The organism is Delftia sp. NA_296.1, from assembly GCF_052692095.1.
Genome location: NZ_JBQZGF010000002.1, coordinates 337831 through 351855, shown reverse-complemented (window position 1 = coordinate 351855; position 14025 = coordinate 337831). Strand labels below are relative to the sequence as shown.

Genomic DNA, 14025 nt, shown 5'->3' with positions numbered 1-14025 from the left:
GGGTGGTCTCTTTCAGGCGGTGGTTTGAGCGACCTTGGCGGGCGGGGCGGCGTCTTCCGCGAACTGGGGCGCGCCGGGCTCGTCGTCGGGGTTCACGGTGGTGCGCGTGGGGTCCCAGCGGATGGAAAAGCAGACGATGCTGGCCAGCAGCGGCACCACGGACAGGATGAGGAAGGTGTTCTCCAGCCCGTACTGCTGGCGGAACAGCGGGAACACCAGCAGCCCCAGCGCCGCGCCCATGGCGCCCAGCGCGCCGATCACGCCGTTGGCGCCCGCGCGCAGCTCGCTGCGGAACGACAGCGTGGACAGGCTCTTGCCGTTGGCGCCGGGCCCGCCCGAGTGAAAGAGGATGAACAGCGAGGGCACGGCCACGGCCAGCCAGATGGGCATGCGGCCGTTGAACAGGCCCAGCACCAGCAGCATCAGGAACACCAGCGCAAAGCCGAAGGCCGAGGCCCGCCGCAGGCCCAGCCGGCGCCCGATGACGGGCGACAGGAAGCCGCCGACGATGCCGAACACGTTGAACACCAGCGCGCCCAGCGTGGCCTCGCGGAAGTCCTTGCCGAACAGCGAGGCGCTGATCAGCGGCAGGTACCAGCCCACGGCAAAGTACTGGATGGACTGGCCTATCTGCACCGTGGCCGCCAGCAGCGTGCGCGGCAGGTAGATGCCGCGAAAGATCAGCAGCACATTGGCCAGGCCGCGCCGGGCCGGGTTGAGCACGGGCAGGCGCTCGGCAAGGGGCGCTGCCCTGAAGGTCTGGCCATAGATGCGCGTCATGGCGCGGGCCGCGTCGTCCAGCCGCTCCTTGCGAGCCAGCCAGGTCGGGCTTTCCACCAGCAGCGCGGCCTGCATGCCCAGGATGAACACGCCGAACACGGCGGTGGCCGCGACCGAGTAGCGCCACAGCGAATCGCCCACGTCCCAGGAGTGGAACCACAGCGCCAGCACCAGGTTGCTGCACACGGCCATGTACCACATGCCCTGCCAGACATTGAGCCGGCTCTTGAGGCGTGCGGGCGTGAACTCGGCCAGCACCGCCATGGCGATGGCGAAGTCGATGCCATAGGCCGCGCCCACGAAGAAGCGGCCGAAGAGGATGGTGGCGTAGTCGGGCGCCATGCTGACCAGCAGCGCACCGGCCACGGCCAGCACCTTGGCGATGACCAGCGGGCGCATGCGGCCCCAGCGGTCGGCCATCCAGCCGCCGATGGGGTTGAAGGCGATGGACACCCAGGAGGCCAGCGACGTCATCCAGGCCACCTCGGCCGGCGTGAGCTGCTGGTCGCGCGTCATGGGCCCCAGGCCCACGCTGAGCGCGGAGTTGGAAAAGGCGTCGAGGAAAAGGCCGCCGAGTGCCAGCCACCAGATGGTGCCGGCGCGGCCTGAAATGCCCTGGCGTGCGTCGATGTACGAGATGACATCCTGAACGCCACGAATGCTGTGGCCTGTGGTTTGCATCGCTGCCTCCTGGTTGTCTGCAAGAGGCCGGCGCACACCACACAGGCGTGACAAGACCATCTCACAGATGGTCTTCAAATCTTGAACCTGTGCCCGGGATTCTAGGAAATAGCAGGGGTTGCGCAGTATCGGTAGAAGCACCAGGGCGAAGGCGCCGGGCTATCAGGCGCGCTAATAGCAGGCGGCAGGCAGGGCCGGCAAGCATTGGTTTTTCCTGTGGCGCGAACGCTGCGCGTGTTTCACTCTGTTTCTCGAGCGATAGAAAAAGACAATAGGATTTTTCGATTAATTGTCTAAACAGATGAAATAGAGGGAGGGAACCCATGATGTCAATCAGACGATGGGCAAGGCTGTTGCTGTGTGCCAGCATGCTTTTGCTGGGCAGTCAGGCAATGGCGCAGAAGATGTTGATGCTGACCACGGACGCGGGCGGGGTGAACTCTTCCGTCGAGGAGTCCGAGTTCACCAATATGAGAACGGAATTCTCCAACGTGGTGGGCGCAGCCAACGTGACACGGGTGTCCACTCTGTTCACAGCCAATGGCATCAGCGCAGCCACCTTCAACCCGCCCGGCGGGCCCTACGACATGGTGGTGGTCGCCAGCCACTATCGGGCCATCCATCCCACGAACTGGGCTGTCCTGTCACAGGCCGTGGCCAATCGCTGGGCCAACAGCGTGCTGTTCTTCGTCGATGGCTATGACGACACGCTGACCAACGACGTGCAGATGCTGGAGCTGCTCAATGCCAATACCGGGCGGAATTTCACATTGGGCACGAAGGTGGGAGTCTTTCAGAGCTATCCGCTGAATGCCAACTCTGCCTATTCGGGCTCGTTCACCAGTCTCGACCCGGTCTACGGTGGATTTTTCGACTACATCAACAACGTCCCCGGAGAAAACGTTCTGTACCTGGCGAACGGCACACCCGTTGCCGGCTTCCCGCCTGCGGGCTCCACCGCCCTGGTCAATGGCGTCTACGCCTTGCTGGTGCCCGTCGCCCAGTCCAACAATGGCCAGGGCGCCTGCGTCTTTGCCACCGTGGATGTGTCCAGCTTCCGAGATGCGGACATGACCCTCGCCCGCAACGGCGGCAAGATCGCGCAGGCCTTTGTGCGCGCCGTGACTGATCCGGGTGGTGCCTGCGGCCTGCCCACGGTGACCAAGCGCTTTGACAAGACCGATGTGCTGCTGGGCGGCGCCGGCAACACGGCGCAGCTGACCATCGAATTTCAGAATGACACGCTGCAGGACGTGGCCCATGCCAAGGTCACCGATGCCCTGCCCAGCCCCCTGCTGATCGGCAGCGGTCCCGTCACCCATACCTGCACGGGCGGCACGCTGACCGCGACTGAGGGCTCCAGCACGGTCAATCTGGATGACTTCGGTATTCCCCACACCACGGGCTGCTCCATCACCGTGCCCGTGGTCTGGCCCAATGACGCGGCAGGCCGCGCAGCCTGCGCGGACCCTGTGGCACGCACCGTGACCAACATCATCCGGCCCGGTGTGGACTTCACACCCGCAGGTTTGGGCAACAACGCCACGGCCACGCTGACCTGCCAGCCCGGCACGCTGGCCGTGGGCAAGACGGTGGCCTGGGCCGCAGGCAGTCAGGCCACGGATCTGACGGGCAGCAGCTTCCCCGTCAGCGTTTCCTGCACAGGAACGGACGGCATTGTGGTGCCGAGCATTGCCACCAGCGTGACGCTGAGCACGCCCACGGCGGGCGCCGTCTCTGTCACGCCCGTCATCTCCAGCGGCAGCTGCACGGTGACCGAAACCTCCCGCCCAGCGGCACCGGCCAATCACCAGTGGGTGGAGGTCAGCCCGCCCAGCGGCACCGTGGCCTTGCTGGCGCCACCTGGCAGTCCTGCCGTGGCCTTGACCAACACGCTGGCGCGCAGCGCCGCATCGATTGCGCTCACCAAGACCGTGGCGGGCGGCCCTGCAGCGGGCGTAACCGGCAACTTCGACTTCACTGCGAGCTGCGGCGTGGACGGCAACTACACCGGCGCCGTGGCGCTGAGCAATGCCTCGTCGGGAACGGGCGGCATCGCCGGTGTTCCGCAAGGCGCGAGCTGCGTGGTCACCGAGAACACGCCTTTGCCTATCGCGCCGGTCAACTACATCTGGGGCGTCATGCCCGCTGCCGTGCCGGTGACGGTGGTGGCTTCCGGCAATGCGGCCGCTTTCACCAATACCCTGGTGCGCAGCACCGCCGCCATCAGCCTGACCAAGAACGTCACGGGCGCGCCTGCAGGCGGCGTGAGCGGCAGCTTTGCCTTCACGGCCAGCTGTGGCGCGAGTGGCAGTTTCACGGGGACCGTGGTGCTGGCCAATGCGACCACGGGCACAGGCACCATCACCAACGTGCCCCAAGGCGTGAGTTGCTCGGTCAGCGAAAGCACCACGCTGCCCTCGGCACCCGCAGGCCTGGCGTGGGGCAGGATGCCGGCGGCCGTCACGCTGACGGTGGCGGCCACGGGCAACGCAGCGGCTTTCACCAACGAGCTGACGGCGGCGGCTGGCAATGTGGCAGCCATCCCCACGTTGAGCCAGTGGGCGCTGATGATGCTGGCCCTGATGCTGGCCGGGATGGCGGCACTTTCGATCAGGGCTGCGTCCAGGGATTGACGGTGGAAAGGGGCTGGGTCCGCCCAGCCCAAAGCCCAATGAAAAAGCCGGAAATGCTCATCGCATTCCCGGCTTTCTTATGGGTTGGAGGGAGGTGAAAAGCGCGGCGTCAGTGGACCACGACAGGTTGCTGGGCCAGGCCGGCGTAGCGCTCCAGCGCGTCTTCCACCTCTTCCTCGGTGGGGGCGTCGAGCTGCCAGGCAATGATCTGCTTTTGGAACATCTCGGCCCAGGAGCCGTCCAGGTAGACCTCCTTGCCCGAGCGCTTGTCCACGATCTCGAAGCCGTGGCGTGGCAGTTGACGGGCGGTATCGACTGCCTCATTGCCAGTCGTTGCATCCGGATCCATGTCGGGACGCAGATGGAGCACCACAAAAGATTCGGAGTCGTAAAGCATTTGCATGGTGTTCCCTTTCTGGCCCGTTGCCGGGCGTCGCACAGCCTACATGGCTGCGAAGCGCCGGATTTCAAGAACCGTGGGGGTCCCGATCTATCACAGGCACTTGCATGCAGTATTCCACGGATTGGCATGCGCGGCGGCGTGCGCCGCAGGCCGCGCTGTGGTAGGCGGGCGGCAGCGGTGCCTGCAAGTGCCGGCCTACCCGCGATCAGGGCGCCTGGCGGCCCTTGAGCTGCAGGTCGGCGAAGTCGCCGTTGTCCTGCGCCAGCCGGATGCGCACGGGCAGGTATTGCATGGACGGCGCCAGCCACAGCGAGGCCTGCTGGTCATCGCCGGCCGCCGCGATCTTGTCCAGCCGCAGCGCCTGCGTGCTGCCCGAGGGCAGGTCCAGCGTCTCGGTCTCGCCCACGCGGAAGGTCCAGCGGTCGGCGCGCCGCGCGCTGACGGTGATGAAGCTGATCTGCGTGCCCGCCGGGTAGCGCTGCGGCGCAGCCGCCAGCAGGGCCGACAGTTGCAGGAACACGCTGAGCCGGTCCTGCGCGCCGGGCGCGATGGCGGCATCGGGCGCGCCCGTGCTGAAGTGCGCCAGGTTCTGGTCGAACGCCAGTTGCGCCGATTGCTCCTTGCGTGCCTTGTCGTTGAAGCGGCTGGGCTCCAGTCCCCTGTCGGTGATGCGGCCCTCGCTGGTCTGCGAGCGCGAGCCCAGCAGGAACAGGCTGACTTCCTGGCTGGCCTGGTATTGGCCGTTGGCATGGCGCCAGACCAGCTCGGCACTGGCCGAGTAGTTGAAGCGCTTGGCCTGGCCGGTGACGGCGAACGACAGCCGCGCGGGATCGGGCAGTTGCACGGGAACGGGGGCGTCGGAGGCCAGCGGCGTGCCATCGGGCGAGGTGATGGCCATGCCCTGGGCCGGGCCGGCCGAGGGCGTGGGCGGTGTTTCGGGTTCGGGCTTGGGAGCGGGCGGCGCCGGCGGCGTGGCCGGGGTTGCCCCGCTGCCGGCAGCGGCGGTTTCAGAGGCGTCCGATGCGGCAGGCTCCGGCGCTGCGGCCATCGGCAAGGGCTCCACGGTTTCGCGGATGGGCGTGTCCAGCGGCTCGGGCGTGGGCGCGGGTGCGGCCGGTGCCGGGCGCTGGATCTTGGGGCGAGGCTGCTGCGGCTTGGGCGCAGGCGCCTTCGATGCGGGTACGGGCGCTGCAGGCGGGGGGGCCGGTGGCTCGGGCAGGGACAGCGCCCGCGTCTGCATGGCTGCCACCTCGGTGTGCGGCGCCGATACCTGGCTCCACAGCGGCAGGCCCAGCAGGGCCAGCGCGTGCACGCCCAGCACCACGGCGGTGAGGGCGGGCAGGGCGCGCTGGCGCAGGTGCATTTCAGGCATTCCAGCCCAGGTCCTGGGACAGCTGGACGCAGGCCTCGCGCAGCGGCGCGTCGATGGCGCCGCCGTATTCGGGGTCGAAGGTGGCAATCGAGCCCAGCGTGGTCAGGCCCAGCACGATATGGCCCGAGGAGTCGAAGACCGGCGTGCAAAACGCCACGATGCCGGGCAGCACGGTATCGACCACGCGGGCGGTGCCGCGCTCGCGCACCTCGGCCAGCATGGCGTCTATGGCCTCGGGGGTGAGCGGCAGGTCCTTGCGCTGGATGCGGCGGGCCTTGTCCACTTCGGGCTCCAGCAGCGGGGCCGTGACCTCGCGCGGCAGCCAGGCCGCGAAGCAGCGCCCGGTGGCCGAGGCCAGCATGGGCATGACGTCGCCCAGGCGCAGGTTGGCGGTGACCGACTGCGCGCTTTCCTCCCAGTGCACGATGGTCGGCCCGTGGTTGCCCCAGACGGCGATGGCCGCCGTGTGGTGGATGCGCTCCATGAGCGCTGGCATGCGTTCGCGCGCCAGCCGCACGGGGTCCAGCCGGGCCAGAGAGGCCAGGCCCAGCTTGAGCGAGGCCGGGCCCAGGTCGTAGCGGGAGGTGCGCGCGTCCTGGGTGACCAGGCCGATGCGCTGGAAGCTCACGAGGTAGCGGTGCGCCTTGGCGGCGCTCATGCCGGCGTCGGACGCCAGGTCCTTGAGCATCTGCGGGCCCCGGGCGCGCGTCAGCGCCTCCAGCAATGTAAAACCGACCTCGACCGATTGAATCCCTGCGCGTTCCTTGTCCATTGCAATAGAATTTGGTTTTGTTTAGTTAAATCAATTTAACTTATCGTAATTCGTGGCTGCGTCGCCATGGGTATCCAGGCTGCTGCCCGGATGCCGTGGCGCGCGGCGGCAGCACGGGGGAGCAGCATGAAACTTGCCACATACAAGGACGGATCGCGGGACGGGCAACTGGTCGTGGTGTCACGCGACCTGAGCCAGGCCCATTATGCGACCGGCATAGCGAGCCGCCTGCAGCAGGTGCTCGACGACTGGAGCTACATGGCGCCCCAGCTGCAGGACCTGTACCACCTGCTCAACAGCGGCAAGGCGGTCCATGCCTTTGCCTTCGATCCGCGCCAGTGCATGGCGCCGCTGCCACGCGCCTACCAGTGGGCCGATGGCTCGGCCTACATCAACCATGTGGAGCTGGTGCGCCAGGCGCGCGGCGCCGAGGTGCCCGCCAATTTCTACACCGACCCGCTGATGTACCAGGGCGGCAGCGACGATTTCCTGGGCCCCTGCGACGATGTGGTGGTGCCCAGCGAGTCCATGGGCATCGACTTCGAGGCCGAGATCGCCGTCATCACCGCCGACGTGCCCATGGGCGCCACGCCCGAGCGTGCGCTGGGCGGCGTGCGCCTGGTCATGCTGGCCAACGACGTGAGCCTGCGCAACCTGATCCCCAATGAGCTGTCCAAGGGCTTCGGCTTCTTCCAGTCCAAGCCCGCCACCTCCTTCAGCCCCGTGGCCGTGACGCTGGACGAGCTGGGCGACGCCTGGAAGGGCGGGCGCCTGCACCTGACGCTGCAGTCCACCTGGAACGGCCGCAAGGTCGGCATGTGCGATGCGGGCGAGGACATGAGCTTTCATTTCGGCCAGCTCATCGCCCATATCTGCAAGACGCGCAATGTGCGCGCCGGCTCCATCGTGGGCAGCGGCACCGTGAGCAACAAGGGCGTGGAAAGCGGCAAGGGCAAGAACCGGCGCATGGAGTGGCCCAAGGGCTACAGCTGCATTGCGGAGAAGCGCTGCATAGAGACCATCCAGGACGGCGCGCCCAAGACCGAGTTCATGCGCTTCGGCGACACCATCCGCATCGAGATGAAGGGCAAGGACGGCCAGAGCATCTTCGGCGCCATCGACCAGAACATCGTCGAGCCTGCCGAATGAGCCGCGTCTGCGCACCCTGGTGGCGCCTGGCGGGCAGGTCGCTGCGCGCCGGCCTGGCCGCGCTGGCGCTGTCGCCGCTGGCGGGGGCATTCGCGGCGCCCCCGGCCGCGGACCCCGTCACCTGCCCGCCCGAGGCGCGCATGCCCGGCCCGGACGAGATCCGCGCCATGCAGCGCAAGGCGCAGGACCGTGGGCTGCTGTGGCGCATCGAGCACCGGGGCCGCACCAGCTGGCTCTACGGGACCATGCACGCGGCCAAGCTCGACTGGAGCGTGCCCGGCCCCACGGTGGCGGACGCGCTGCGCGCCTCCGACAGCCTGGCACTGGAGCTGAACATCCTCGATCCCGAGGTCATGAAGGTCTTGTTCGCAGGCATGCAGGCGCGGCCCGATGCGCCGCCGCTGCGCGGCGACCTCCAGCGCCGGCTTGAGGAGCAAAGGCGCCTGGCCTGCGCCGGCCCCGAGCTGGCCCTGCTGCGCCCCGACGCCCAGGTGATCTCCCTGTTGTCGCTGGCCGGCCGCAGCGAGGGGCTGGACGCGTCCTATGGCATCGATTTCTCGCTGGCCGGCGTGGCGCTGGCCCTGGGCAAGCCCGTGCTGTCGCTGGAGACGCCCGAGCTGCAACTGCGCGAGCTGGTCTCGGACGACCCCGCGCGCGTGGCCGAGACGGTGGAGTCCGGCCTGCGCCAGCTGGAAAGCGGCATCGCCTCCCAGAAGCTGGGACTGATCGCACGCGTCTGGGCCGATGGCCGCATCCACCTGCTGGAGAGCCTGCCCGACTGGTGCGACTGCATGGCCAATGCCGCCGAGCGCGCCGACTACGACCGCATGGTCTATGGCCGCAACCCCGGCCTGGCGCGCGAAGTGGCGCGGCAGATCCGTTCCGGCCGCAGCGTGTTCGCCGCCGTGGGCGCCCTGCACATGGTGGGCACGCGCGGCCTGCCGGCGCTGCTGGCGGCCCAGGGCTTCAAGGTGCAGCGCGTGGAGTTCCCCGCAGCCAGCCCGCCCTGAAACACACTGCCGCCGCCTCCATGAACAAGAGCAACAGGGCGCGGCCAGGACCCATCCACACCCATCCCACAGGAGACAACAATGGACCGTAGACAATTCCTGGCCGCCGTGGCGGCCTCATCCGCCGGCATGGCCGCGCCTTTTGCACAGGCGCAGGACTGGCCCGCCAGCAACATCCGCTGGGTCGTGCCCTATCCGCCCGGCGGCGGCACCGACGTGCTGGCGCGCACCGTGGCCGAGGCCATGCGCCAGACGCTGAACCAGACCATCGTGGTGGACAACCGCCCCGGCGCCTCCACCAACATCGGCGCCCAGATCGTGGCCACGGCCAAGCCCGACGGCTACACCATCATGTCGGCCGACAACGCCGTGCTGGCCTACAACGAGCACCTGTTCAGCAAGCTGTCCTTCAATCCTGAAAAAGACTTCACCTACATCGGCGGCATCAGCCGCTTCCCGATGGCGCTGGTGGTGAACCCGAACTTCGAGGCCAAGACCTTCAAGGAATTCCTGGCCTACGTGAAGGCGCATCCGGGCCAGGTCAACTACGCCTCTCCCGGCAACGGCTCGCCCCACCACCTGGCCATGGAGATGTTCAAGAACCGCACGGGCACCTTCCTGACGCACATCCCCTATCGCGGCGCGGCGCCTGCGCTGGCCGACGTGATGGGCGGCCAGGTGCCCTGCATGTTCCTGGACCTGGCCTCGGGCCTGCCCGTGATCCAGTCGGGCAAGGTGCGCGCCCTGGCCATTGGCACGGGCAAGCGCGTGCCCAGCCTGCCCGAGCTGCCCACGCTGGCCGAGGTCGGCGTGCCCGATACCGAGGTCTATGCCTTCCAGGGCATCCTGGGCCCGGCCAAGATGCCCCCCGCCGTGGTGCAGCGCCTGAACGCCGAGCTCAACAAGGCGCTGGCCAACCCCGCCGTGGTCAAGCGCATGCAGGACTTCGGCATGGAGGCGCTGCCCGGCACGCCCGAGCAGTTCCTGGCCATGTCGCGCGCGGAATCCAAGCGCTGGGGGGCCATCATCAAGAGCGCGGGCGTGAAGCTGGACTGACCCCCTGAGGCGCTGTGCGCCTTCCCGTTGCACGTCGCCCCTTCTCGCTTCGCGGAGGGGGACGACACCCTCGGTGCGGGGCGGCGCGGCCGGCGTAGGCCCTTCCTCGGTGTCTCTGGGTTGGGCCGTGGCGGTTTTGGGGGCGGCGCCCGGCTTTGATCTGATGCGCTGGTGCTGCTTTTTTTTGGCGTTCCTGATCGCCAATCCAGCGATCAATCCAGCCATCAATCCAGCGCCTTCTGCCTGCGCATGGTGGTGAAAAGAACGGCCAGGCTGGCGGCGGCGCCGGCCACGCCCAGGGCGGCGAAGAGGGGGATGCCCCACAGGCGCGGGCCCATGGTCAGCAGGCCGGGGGCCAGGCCCAGGATGAAGGCGCCGGAGACCACGGCCAGGGCCAGGCGGGTGGCGGCGCGTTCCAGTGCCAGTGAAAGCCGGTCGATGTGGCGTATGTCCAGGTCGGCCTGCAGCCGGCCCGAGCGCAGTCTTTGCATCACCAGCCGCAGGGTGTGCGGCGCGTCGTCGGCCAGTTCCAGCCACTGCGCCATGGCGGCGCGGCGCTGGCGCGCCAGGCTGCGCAGGGAGTAGCGCTGCAGCAGCTGGGCCTTGACCAGGGGCGTGGCCGTCTGCACCACGTCGAATTGCGGGTCCAGCTGCAGCAGCACCTGGTCGGCCGTGATGAGGGCCTTGAGCAGCAGCGCCATGTCGGCGGGCAGGGCCACGCCGGTTTCGCGGGCCAGGGCCATGAAGTCCTGCAGCGCGCGGGACATGACCAGGCGGCCATTGCTGGCGCCGGGGCCATGGCGGGTCACGAAGCGGTCCACGGCAGCCTCGATGCGCGCGGCCGAGGGCGGGGCGCGGCCGGGCATTTCGCTTTCGGCCGCCCATTCCAGCAGCACGCCCGAGAGGCTGCGGCCCTGGCCCTCGACCAGGGCGCGCATCAGGCCCAGCACCTGGCGGCGGCGCTGGGGCGACAGCCGCCCGACCATGCCGAAGTCGATGAAGCCGACGCGGTTGCCGGGCAGGGCCAGCAGGTTGCCGGGGTGCGGGTCGGCGTGGAACAGGCCGTCGCGCAGCACCATCTGCAAAAACGCGCAGGCGCCACGGCGCGCCAGCAGCGGGCCGTCCAGCGCGGGGTCCGCACCCACGGCCGAGGCTGGCACGCCCGGCACGAAGTCCTGCACCAGCAGGCGCGGCCCGCTCAATGCCCAGTGGATGGCCGGCACGACGATCTCGGGCTGGGCCGCGAAGTGCCGCGCCACGGCGTCGCCGTTGTGGGCTTCGACGGTGAAATCCAGTTCCTCGCGCAGCGCCTGGCCCAACTGGCGCGTGACCTCGCGCGGGCGGTAGCGTGCCAGCTGCGGCCATTGTTCCTGGGCCAGCAGCGCCAGGTGCTCGAGCAGGCGCAGGTCGGCCTCGATCTGGGGGCGCAGGCCGGGGCGCTGGACCTTGACCACGACTTCGATGTCGGCAGCGCTGGCCGCAGGGGTGCTGTCGCTGTCGCTGCCGTCTTTCTGGTCTTGCCGGTCATCCCGGTCTTCAGCCGCAGGCAGCCGCGCGCGGTACACCTGGGCCATGGAGGCCGAGGCCAGCGGCACGGGATCGAAATGCGTGAACACCTGCTCCACGGGCAGGCCCAGCGACTGCTCGATCAACGGCTGGGCCGTCTCCCAGGGCAGCGGGGCGGCGTGGCTGTGCAGTTGCTGCAGTGCGGCCGTCCATTCGGGCGCGAGCAGGTCCGAGCGCGTGGCCATGATCTGGCCCAGCTTGACGAAGCTGGGACCCAGGTGTTCGAGGGCCATGCGCAGGCGCTCCGGGCGGCTGGCATCCAGCGGATGCTCGGGATGGGGCTGGCTGCCGCGCGGCGCGAAGCGGGCCAGGCCCAGCGTGTCGACCAGGTCGGCCAGCCCGAAGCGCAGCAGCACGCCGACGATTTCCTGCAGCCGGGCACGGTCGCGCACGGCGACCACGGCGGTTTGCAGCATGGGCATCTCCTGTCGGTGGTGGCAATGCGGTCCATTGTGCCGATGCGCCAGACGCCATTGCGCAGGAATCGCCCGCCTCCGGGGCGGGGCTCAGGCCAGCCGCTGCACCTGCACCGCGCAGTCGTAGAAGCTGGGCGCGCGGCCCAGGTCGGTCAGGCGCTGGTGGGTGAGCTCGTTGACGTTGGTGCCGTTGTCGCCATGCTTGCGCCACCAGATGCCCAGGCCGTTGACCACGCCCCGGCGCGCGCGGCCGTTGAGGGTGGCGTGGCATTCGTAGCTGCCCCGGTCGTTGAAGACGCGCACCCGGTCGCCCTCGGCCACGCCGCGCGGGGCGGCGTCGTCGGGGTGCAGCTCCACCAGCGGGCGGCCTTCCATGGTGCGCAGGCTCTTGACGTTGACGAAGCTGCTGTTGAGAAAGTTGCGTGCCGGCGGCGAGATCATGGCCAGCGGGTAGCGCGCATCCGTTTCGGCGGTTTCGTAGTTGGGCAGGTAGTCGGGCAGCGGGTCCATGCCGCGCCGCGCCAGCTCGGCGCTGGTGAATTCGCAGCGGCCCGAGGGCGTTGCGAAGCCGCCCTCGGCAAAGGGGGCCTCGGGCAGGGCCAGGGTGGCAAAGCCCTTGTCCAGCAGCTCGTTGAAGTCCACGCCGCGCCCCTCGAAGGCTTCGCGGCACAGTTGCTCGTCTCCCGTCTGGAAATGGGCAGCGGCAAAGGCGGCATCGTGCCGCGCCATGTGCGCGGCCAGGTCGCGGAAGATCTGGCCGTTGCTGCGCGCCTGGCCCAGCGGCGCGATGGCGGGGCGGTTGAGCAGCACGTCGGTATGGCCGTAGCTGCCGTGGATGTCCCAGTGCTCGATCTGCGTGGTGGCCGGCAGCACGTAGTCGGCCAGGTCGGCCGTGTCGGTCATGAACTGCTCCAGCACCACGGTGAACAGGTTCTCGCGCGCAAAGCCGGCCACGACCTTGGCCGACTCGGGCGCCACGGCCACGGGATTGCTGTTGTAGACCACGATGGCGTCCACGCGCGGGCCGAAGCCATTGCCGCCTTCGTGCAGCAAGGCGTCGCCGATGGTGCTCATGTTGATGGTGCGCGGGCGGCGTTCGCCCAGCAGGTGCGGCATCTGCAGTCGGGCGCGCTGCGCGGGCAGGGCGCCCGAGGCGGACAGCAGCAGGCCGCCCGCACGGTGGCGCCAGGCGCCCACCAGGGCCGGCAGGCAGGCGATGGCGCGCACGGCATTGCCGCCGCCGCGCGCGCGCTGCACGCCATAGTTCAGGCGGATGGCGGCGGGCGTGGTGGTGCCGTAGTCGCGCGCCAGCTGGCGGATCTGCTCCACGGGCAAGCCGCAGACCTGGGCCGCGCGCTCGGGCGGCCACTGCAGGGCGCGGGCCTTGAGTTCCTCCCAGCCCAGCGTGTGGCGCGCAATGTAGTCATGGTCCAGCCAGCCGTGCGTGATCAGCTCGTGCATCAGGGCCAGTGCCAGGGCGGCATCGGTGCCGGGCAGCAGCTGCAGGTGCTCGTGGCATTTGTCGGCGGTCTCGGTCTTGCGCGGGTCGATGCACACCAGGCGTGCGCCGTTGCGCTTGGCCTCCAGCGTATAGCGCCAGAAATGCAGGCTGCTGCCGATGCTGTTGCTGCCCCAGATGAGGATGAGCCGGCTTTCGGTGAAATGCTCCACGCGCATGCCCAGCTTGCCGCCATAGGTCAGGTTCAGGGCCTCGCCCCCGGCGCTGGAGCAGATGGTGCGGTCCAGCAGCGAGGCGCCGAGCTGGTGGAAGAAGCGCCGGTCCATGCTCTCGCCCTGCACCAGGCCCATGGTGCCTGCGTAGCTGTAGGGCAGGATGGTTTCGGGATCGCGCGCCGCCAGGGACTGCAGGCGCGCGGCGATGTCGGCCAGCGCCTCGTCCCAGCCCACGGGCTCGAACTGCCCGGAACCCTTGGGGCCCACGCGGCGCAGCGGGGTGAGCACGCGCTCGGGGTGGTAGCTGCGCTCGGTGTATTTGCTGACCTTGGCGCAGAGCACGCCGCCCGTGTGCGGATGGGCGGGGTTGCCCTGGACTCTTTTGGCAATGCCGTCTTCGACCGTGGTCACCAGCGAGCAGGTATCGGGGCAGTCATGGGGGCAGGCGCCCAGCACCTGTGAGGTGGCCTGGAGTGGGGGCGTGGCGGAGGACATGGTGGCAGCGGTCTC

At 68.9% G+C, this 14025-nt stretch carries 10 protein-coding genes; 4 read left to right on the top strand and 6 right to left on the bottom strand.

Translation table 11 applies throughout. The features are described from left to right. Positions 1 to 12: 12 nt before the first annotated feature. Positions 13 to 1461, bottom strand: a complete 1449-nt coding sequence (locus ACUTR7_RS06080) for an MFS transporter (protein WP_013804377.1) — start codon at positions 1459 to 1461, stop codon at positions 13 to 15. 410 nt (positions 1462 to 1871) lie between these two features. Here ACUTR7_RS06080 and ACUTR7_RS06075 point away from each other — a divergent pair, with 410 nt between their 5' ends. Next, positions 1872 to 4097, top strand: coding sequence for an IPTL-CTERM sorting domain-containing protein (locus ACUTR7_RS06075; protein WP_445608361.1), 2226 nt, complete (start codon positions 1872 to 1874; stop codon positions 4095 to 4097). 109 nt (positions 4098 to 4206) lie between these two features. Here the strand turns inward: ACUTR7_RS06075 and ACUTR7_RS06070 are convergent, their stop codons facing one another. The 3 genes from ACUTR7_RS06070 to ACUTR7_RS06060 all read right to left on the bottom strand — a co-directional run bounded on the left by ACUTR7_RS06070 (position 4207) and on the right by ACUTR7_RS06060 (position 6644). Beyond that, positions 4207 to 4500, bottom strand: a complete 294-nt coding sequence (locus tag ACUTR7_RS06070) for a BTH_I0359 family protein (RefSeq protein WP_445608360.1) — start codon at positions 4498 to 4500, stop codon at positions 4207 to 4209. Between the two features lie 205 nt (positions 4501 to 4705). Next, positions 4706 to 5872 carry a DUF3108 domain-containing protein gene (locus ACUTR7_RS06065; RefSeq protein ID WP_445608359.1) on the bottom strand — a complete coding sequence of 389 codons (1167 nt, stop codon included), beginning with the start codon at positions 5870 to 5872 and terminating at the stop codon, positions 4706 to 4708. Then, entirely contained in the window at positions 5865 to 6644 is a 780-nt protein-coding gene (locus ACUTR7_RS06060) for an IclR family transcriptional regulator (protein WP_012203056.1), read from the bottom strand. Before ACUTR7_RS06060 ends, ACUTR7_RS06065 begins: the two co-directional genes overlap by 8 nt. 126 nt (positions 6645 to 6770) lie before the next feature. Between ACUTR7_RS06060 and ACUTR7_RS06055 the strand changes: the two genes are divergently transcribed. From ACUTR7_RS06055 to ACUTR7_RS06045, 3 genes are all read left to right on the top strand, one after another. Next, complete coding sequence (locus ACUTR7_RS06055; RefSeq protein WP_034390060.1) at positions 6771 to 7793, top strand: fumarylacetoacetate hydrolase family protein; 1023 nt, start codon at positions 6771 to 6773, stop codon at positions 7791 to 7793. Then, positions 7790 to 8803, top strand: coding sequence for a TraB/GumN family protein (locus ACUTR7_RS06050; protein WP_065347329.1), 1014 nt, complete (start codon positions 7790 to 7792; stop codon positions 8801 to 8803). Before ACUTR7_RS06055 ends, ACUTR7_RS06050 begins: the two co-directional genes overlap by 4 nt. Before the next feature lie 81 nt (positions 8804 to 8884). Next, a complete protein-coding gene (locus tag ACUTR7_RS06045) occupies positions 8885 to 9859 on the top strand; it encodes a Bug family tripartite tricarboxylate transporter substrate binding protein (protein ID WP_016446620.1) in 975 nt (324 codons plus the stop codon). A gap of 224 nt (positions 9860 to 10083) precedes the next feature. Here the strand turns inward: ACUTR7_RS06045 and ACUTR7_RS06040 are convergent, their stop codons facing one another. Together ACUTR7_RS06040 and ACUTR7_RS06035 are read right to left on the bottom strand one after the other, a co-directional pair. After that, positions 10084 to 11841 (bottom strand): ABC1 kinase family protein, encoded by a 1758-nt coding sequence (locus ACUTR7_RS06040; protein WP_445608358.1) that lies wholly within the window; start codon positions 11839 to 11841, stop codon positions 10084 to 10086. A gap of 90 nt (positions 11842 to 11931) precedes the next feature. Next, positions 11932 to 14010: a molybdopterin-containing oxidoreductase family protein gene (locus tag ACUTR7_RS06035; protein WP_445608357.1), complete on the bottom strand. Its 2079-nt coding sequence runs from the start codon at positions 14008 to 14010 to the stop codon at positions 11932 to 11934. Positions 14011 to 14025 lie beyond the last annotated feature (15 nt).

Bases quoted from the DNA above. Each gene is read 5' to 3' on its own strand.
- ACUTR7_RS06080 (WP_013804377.1), bottom strand. From the start codon at position 1,461: ATGCAAACCACAGGCCACAGCATTCGTGGCGTTCAGGATGTCATCTCG.
- ACUTR7_RS06050 (WP_065347329.1), top strand. From the start codon at position 7,790: ATGAGCCGCGTCTGCGCACCCTGGTGGCGCCTGGCGGGCAGGTCGCTG.
- ACUTR7_RS06035 (WP_445608357.1), bottom strand. From the start codon at position 14,010: ATGTCCTCCGCCACGCCCCCACTCCAGGCCACCTCACAGGTGCTGGGC.
- ACUTR7_RS06075 (WP_445608361.1), top strand. From the start codon at position 1,872: ATGCTGACCACGGACGCGGGCGGGGTGAACTCTTCCGTCGAGGAGTCC.
- ACUTR7_RS06055 (WP_034390060.1), top strand. From the start codon at position 6,771: ATGAAACTTGCCACATACAAGGACGGATCGCGGGACGGGCAACTGGTC.
- ACUTR7_RS06070 (WP_445608360.1), bottom strand. From the start codon at position 4,500: ATGCAAATGCTTTACGACTCCGAATCTTTTGTGGTGCTCCATCTGCGT.
- ACUTR7_RS06040 (WP_445608358.1), bottom strand. From the start codon at position 11,841: ATGCTGCAAACCGCCGTGGTCGCCGTGCGCGACCGTGCCCGGCTGCAG.
- ACUTR7_RS06060 (WP_012203056.1), bottom strand. From the start codon at position 6,644: ATGGACAAGGAACGCGCAGGGATTCAATCGGTCGAGGTCGGTTTTACA.
- ACUTR7_RS06045 (WP_016446620.1), top strand. From the start codon at position 8,885: ATGGACCGTAGACAATTCCTGGCCGCCGTGGCGGCCTCATCCGCCGGC.
- ACUTR7_RS06065 (WP_445608359.1), bottom strand. From the start codon at position 5,872: ATGCCTGAAATGCACCTGCGCCAGCGCGCCCTGCCCGCCCTCACCGCC.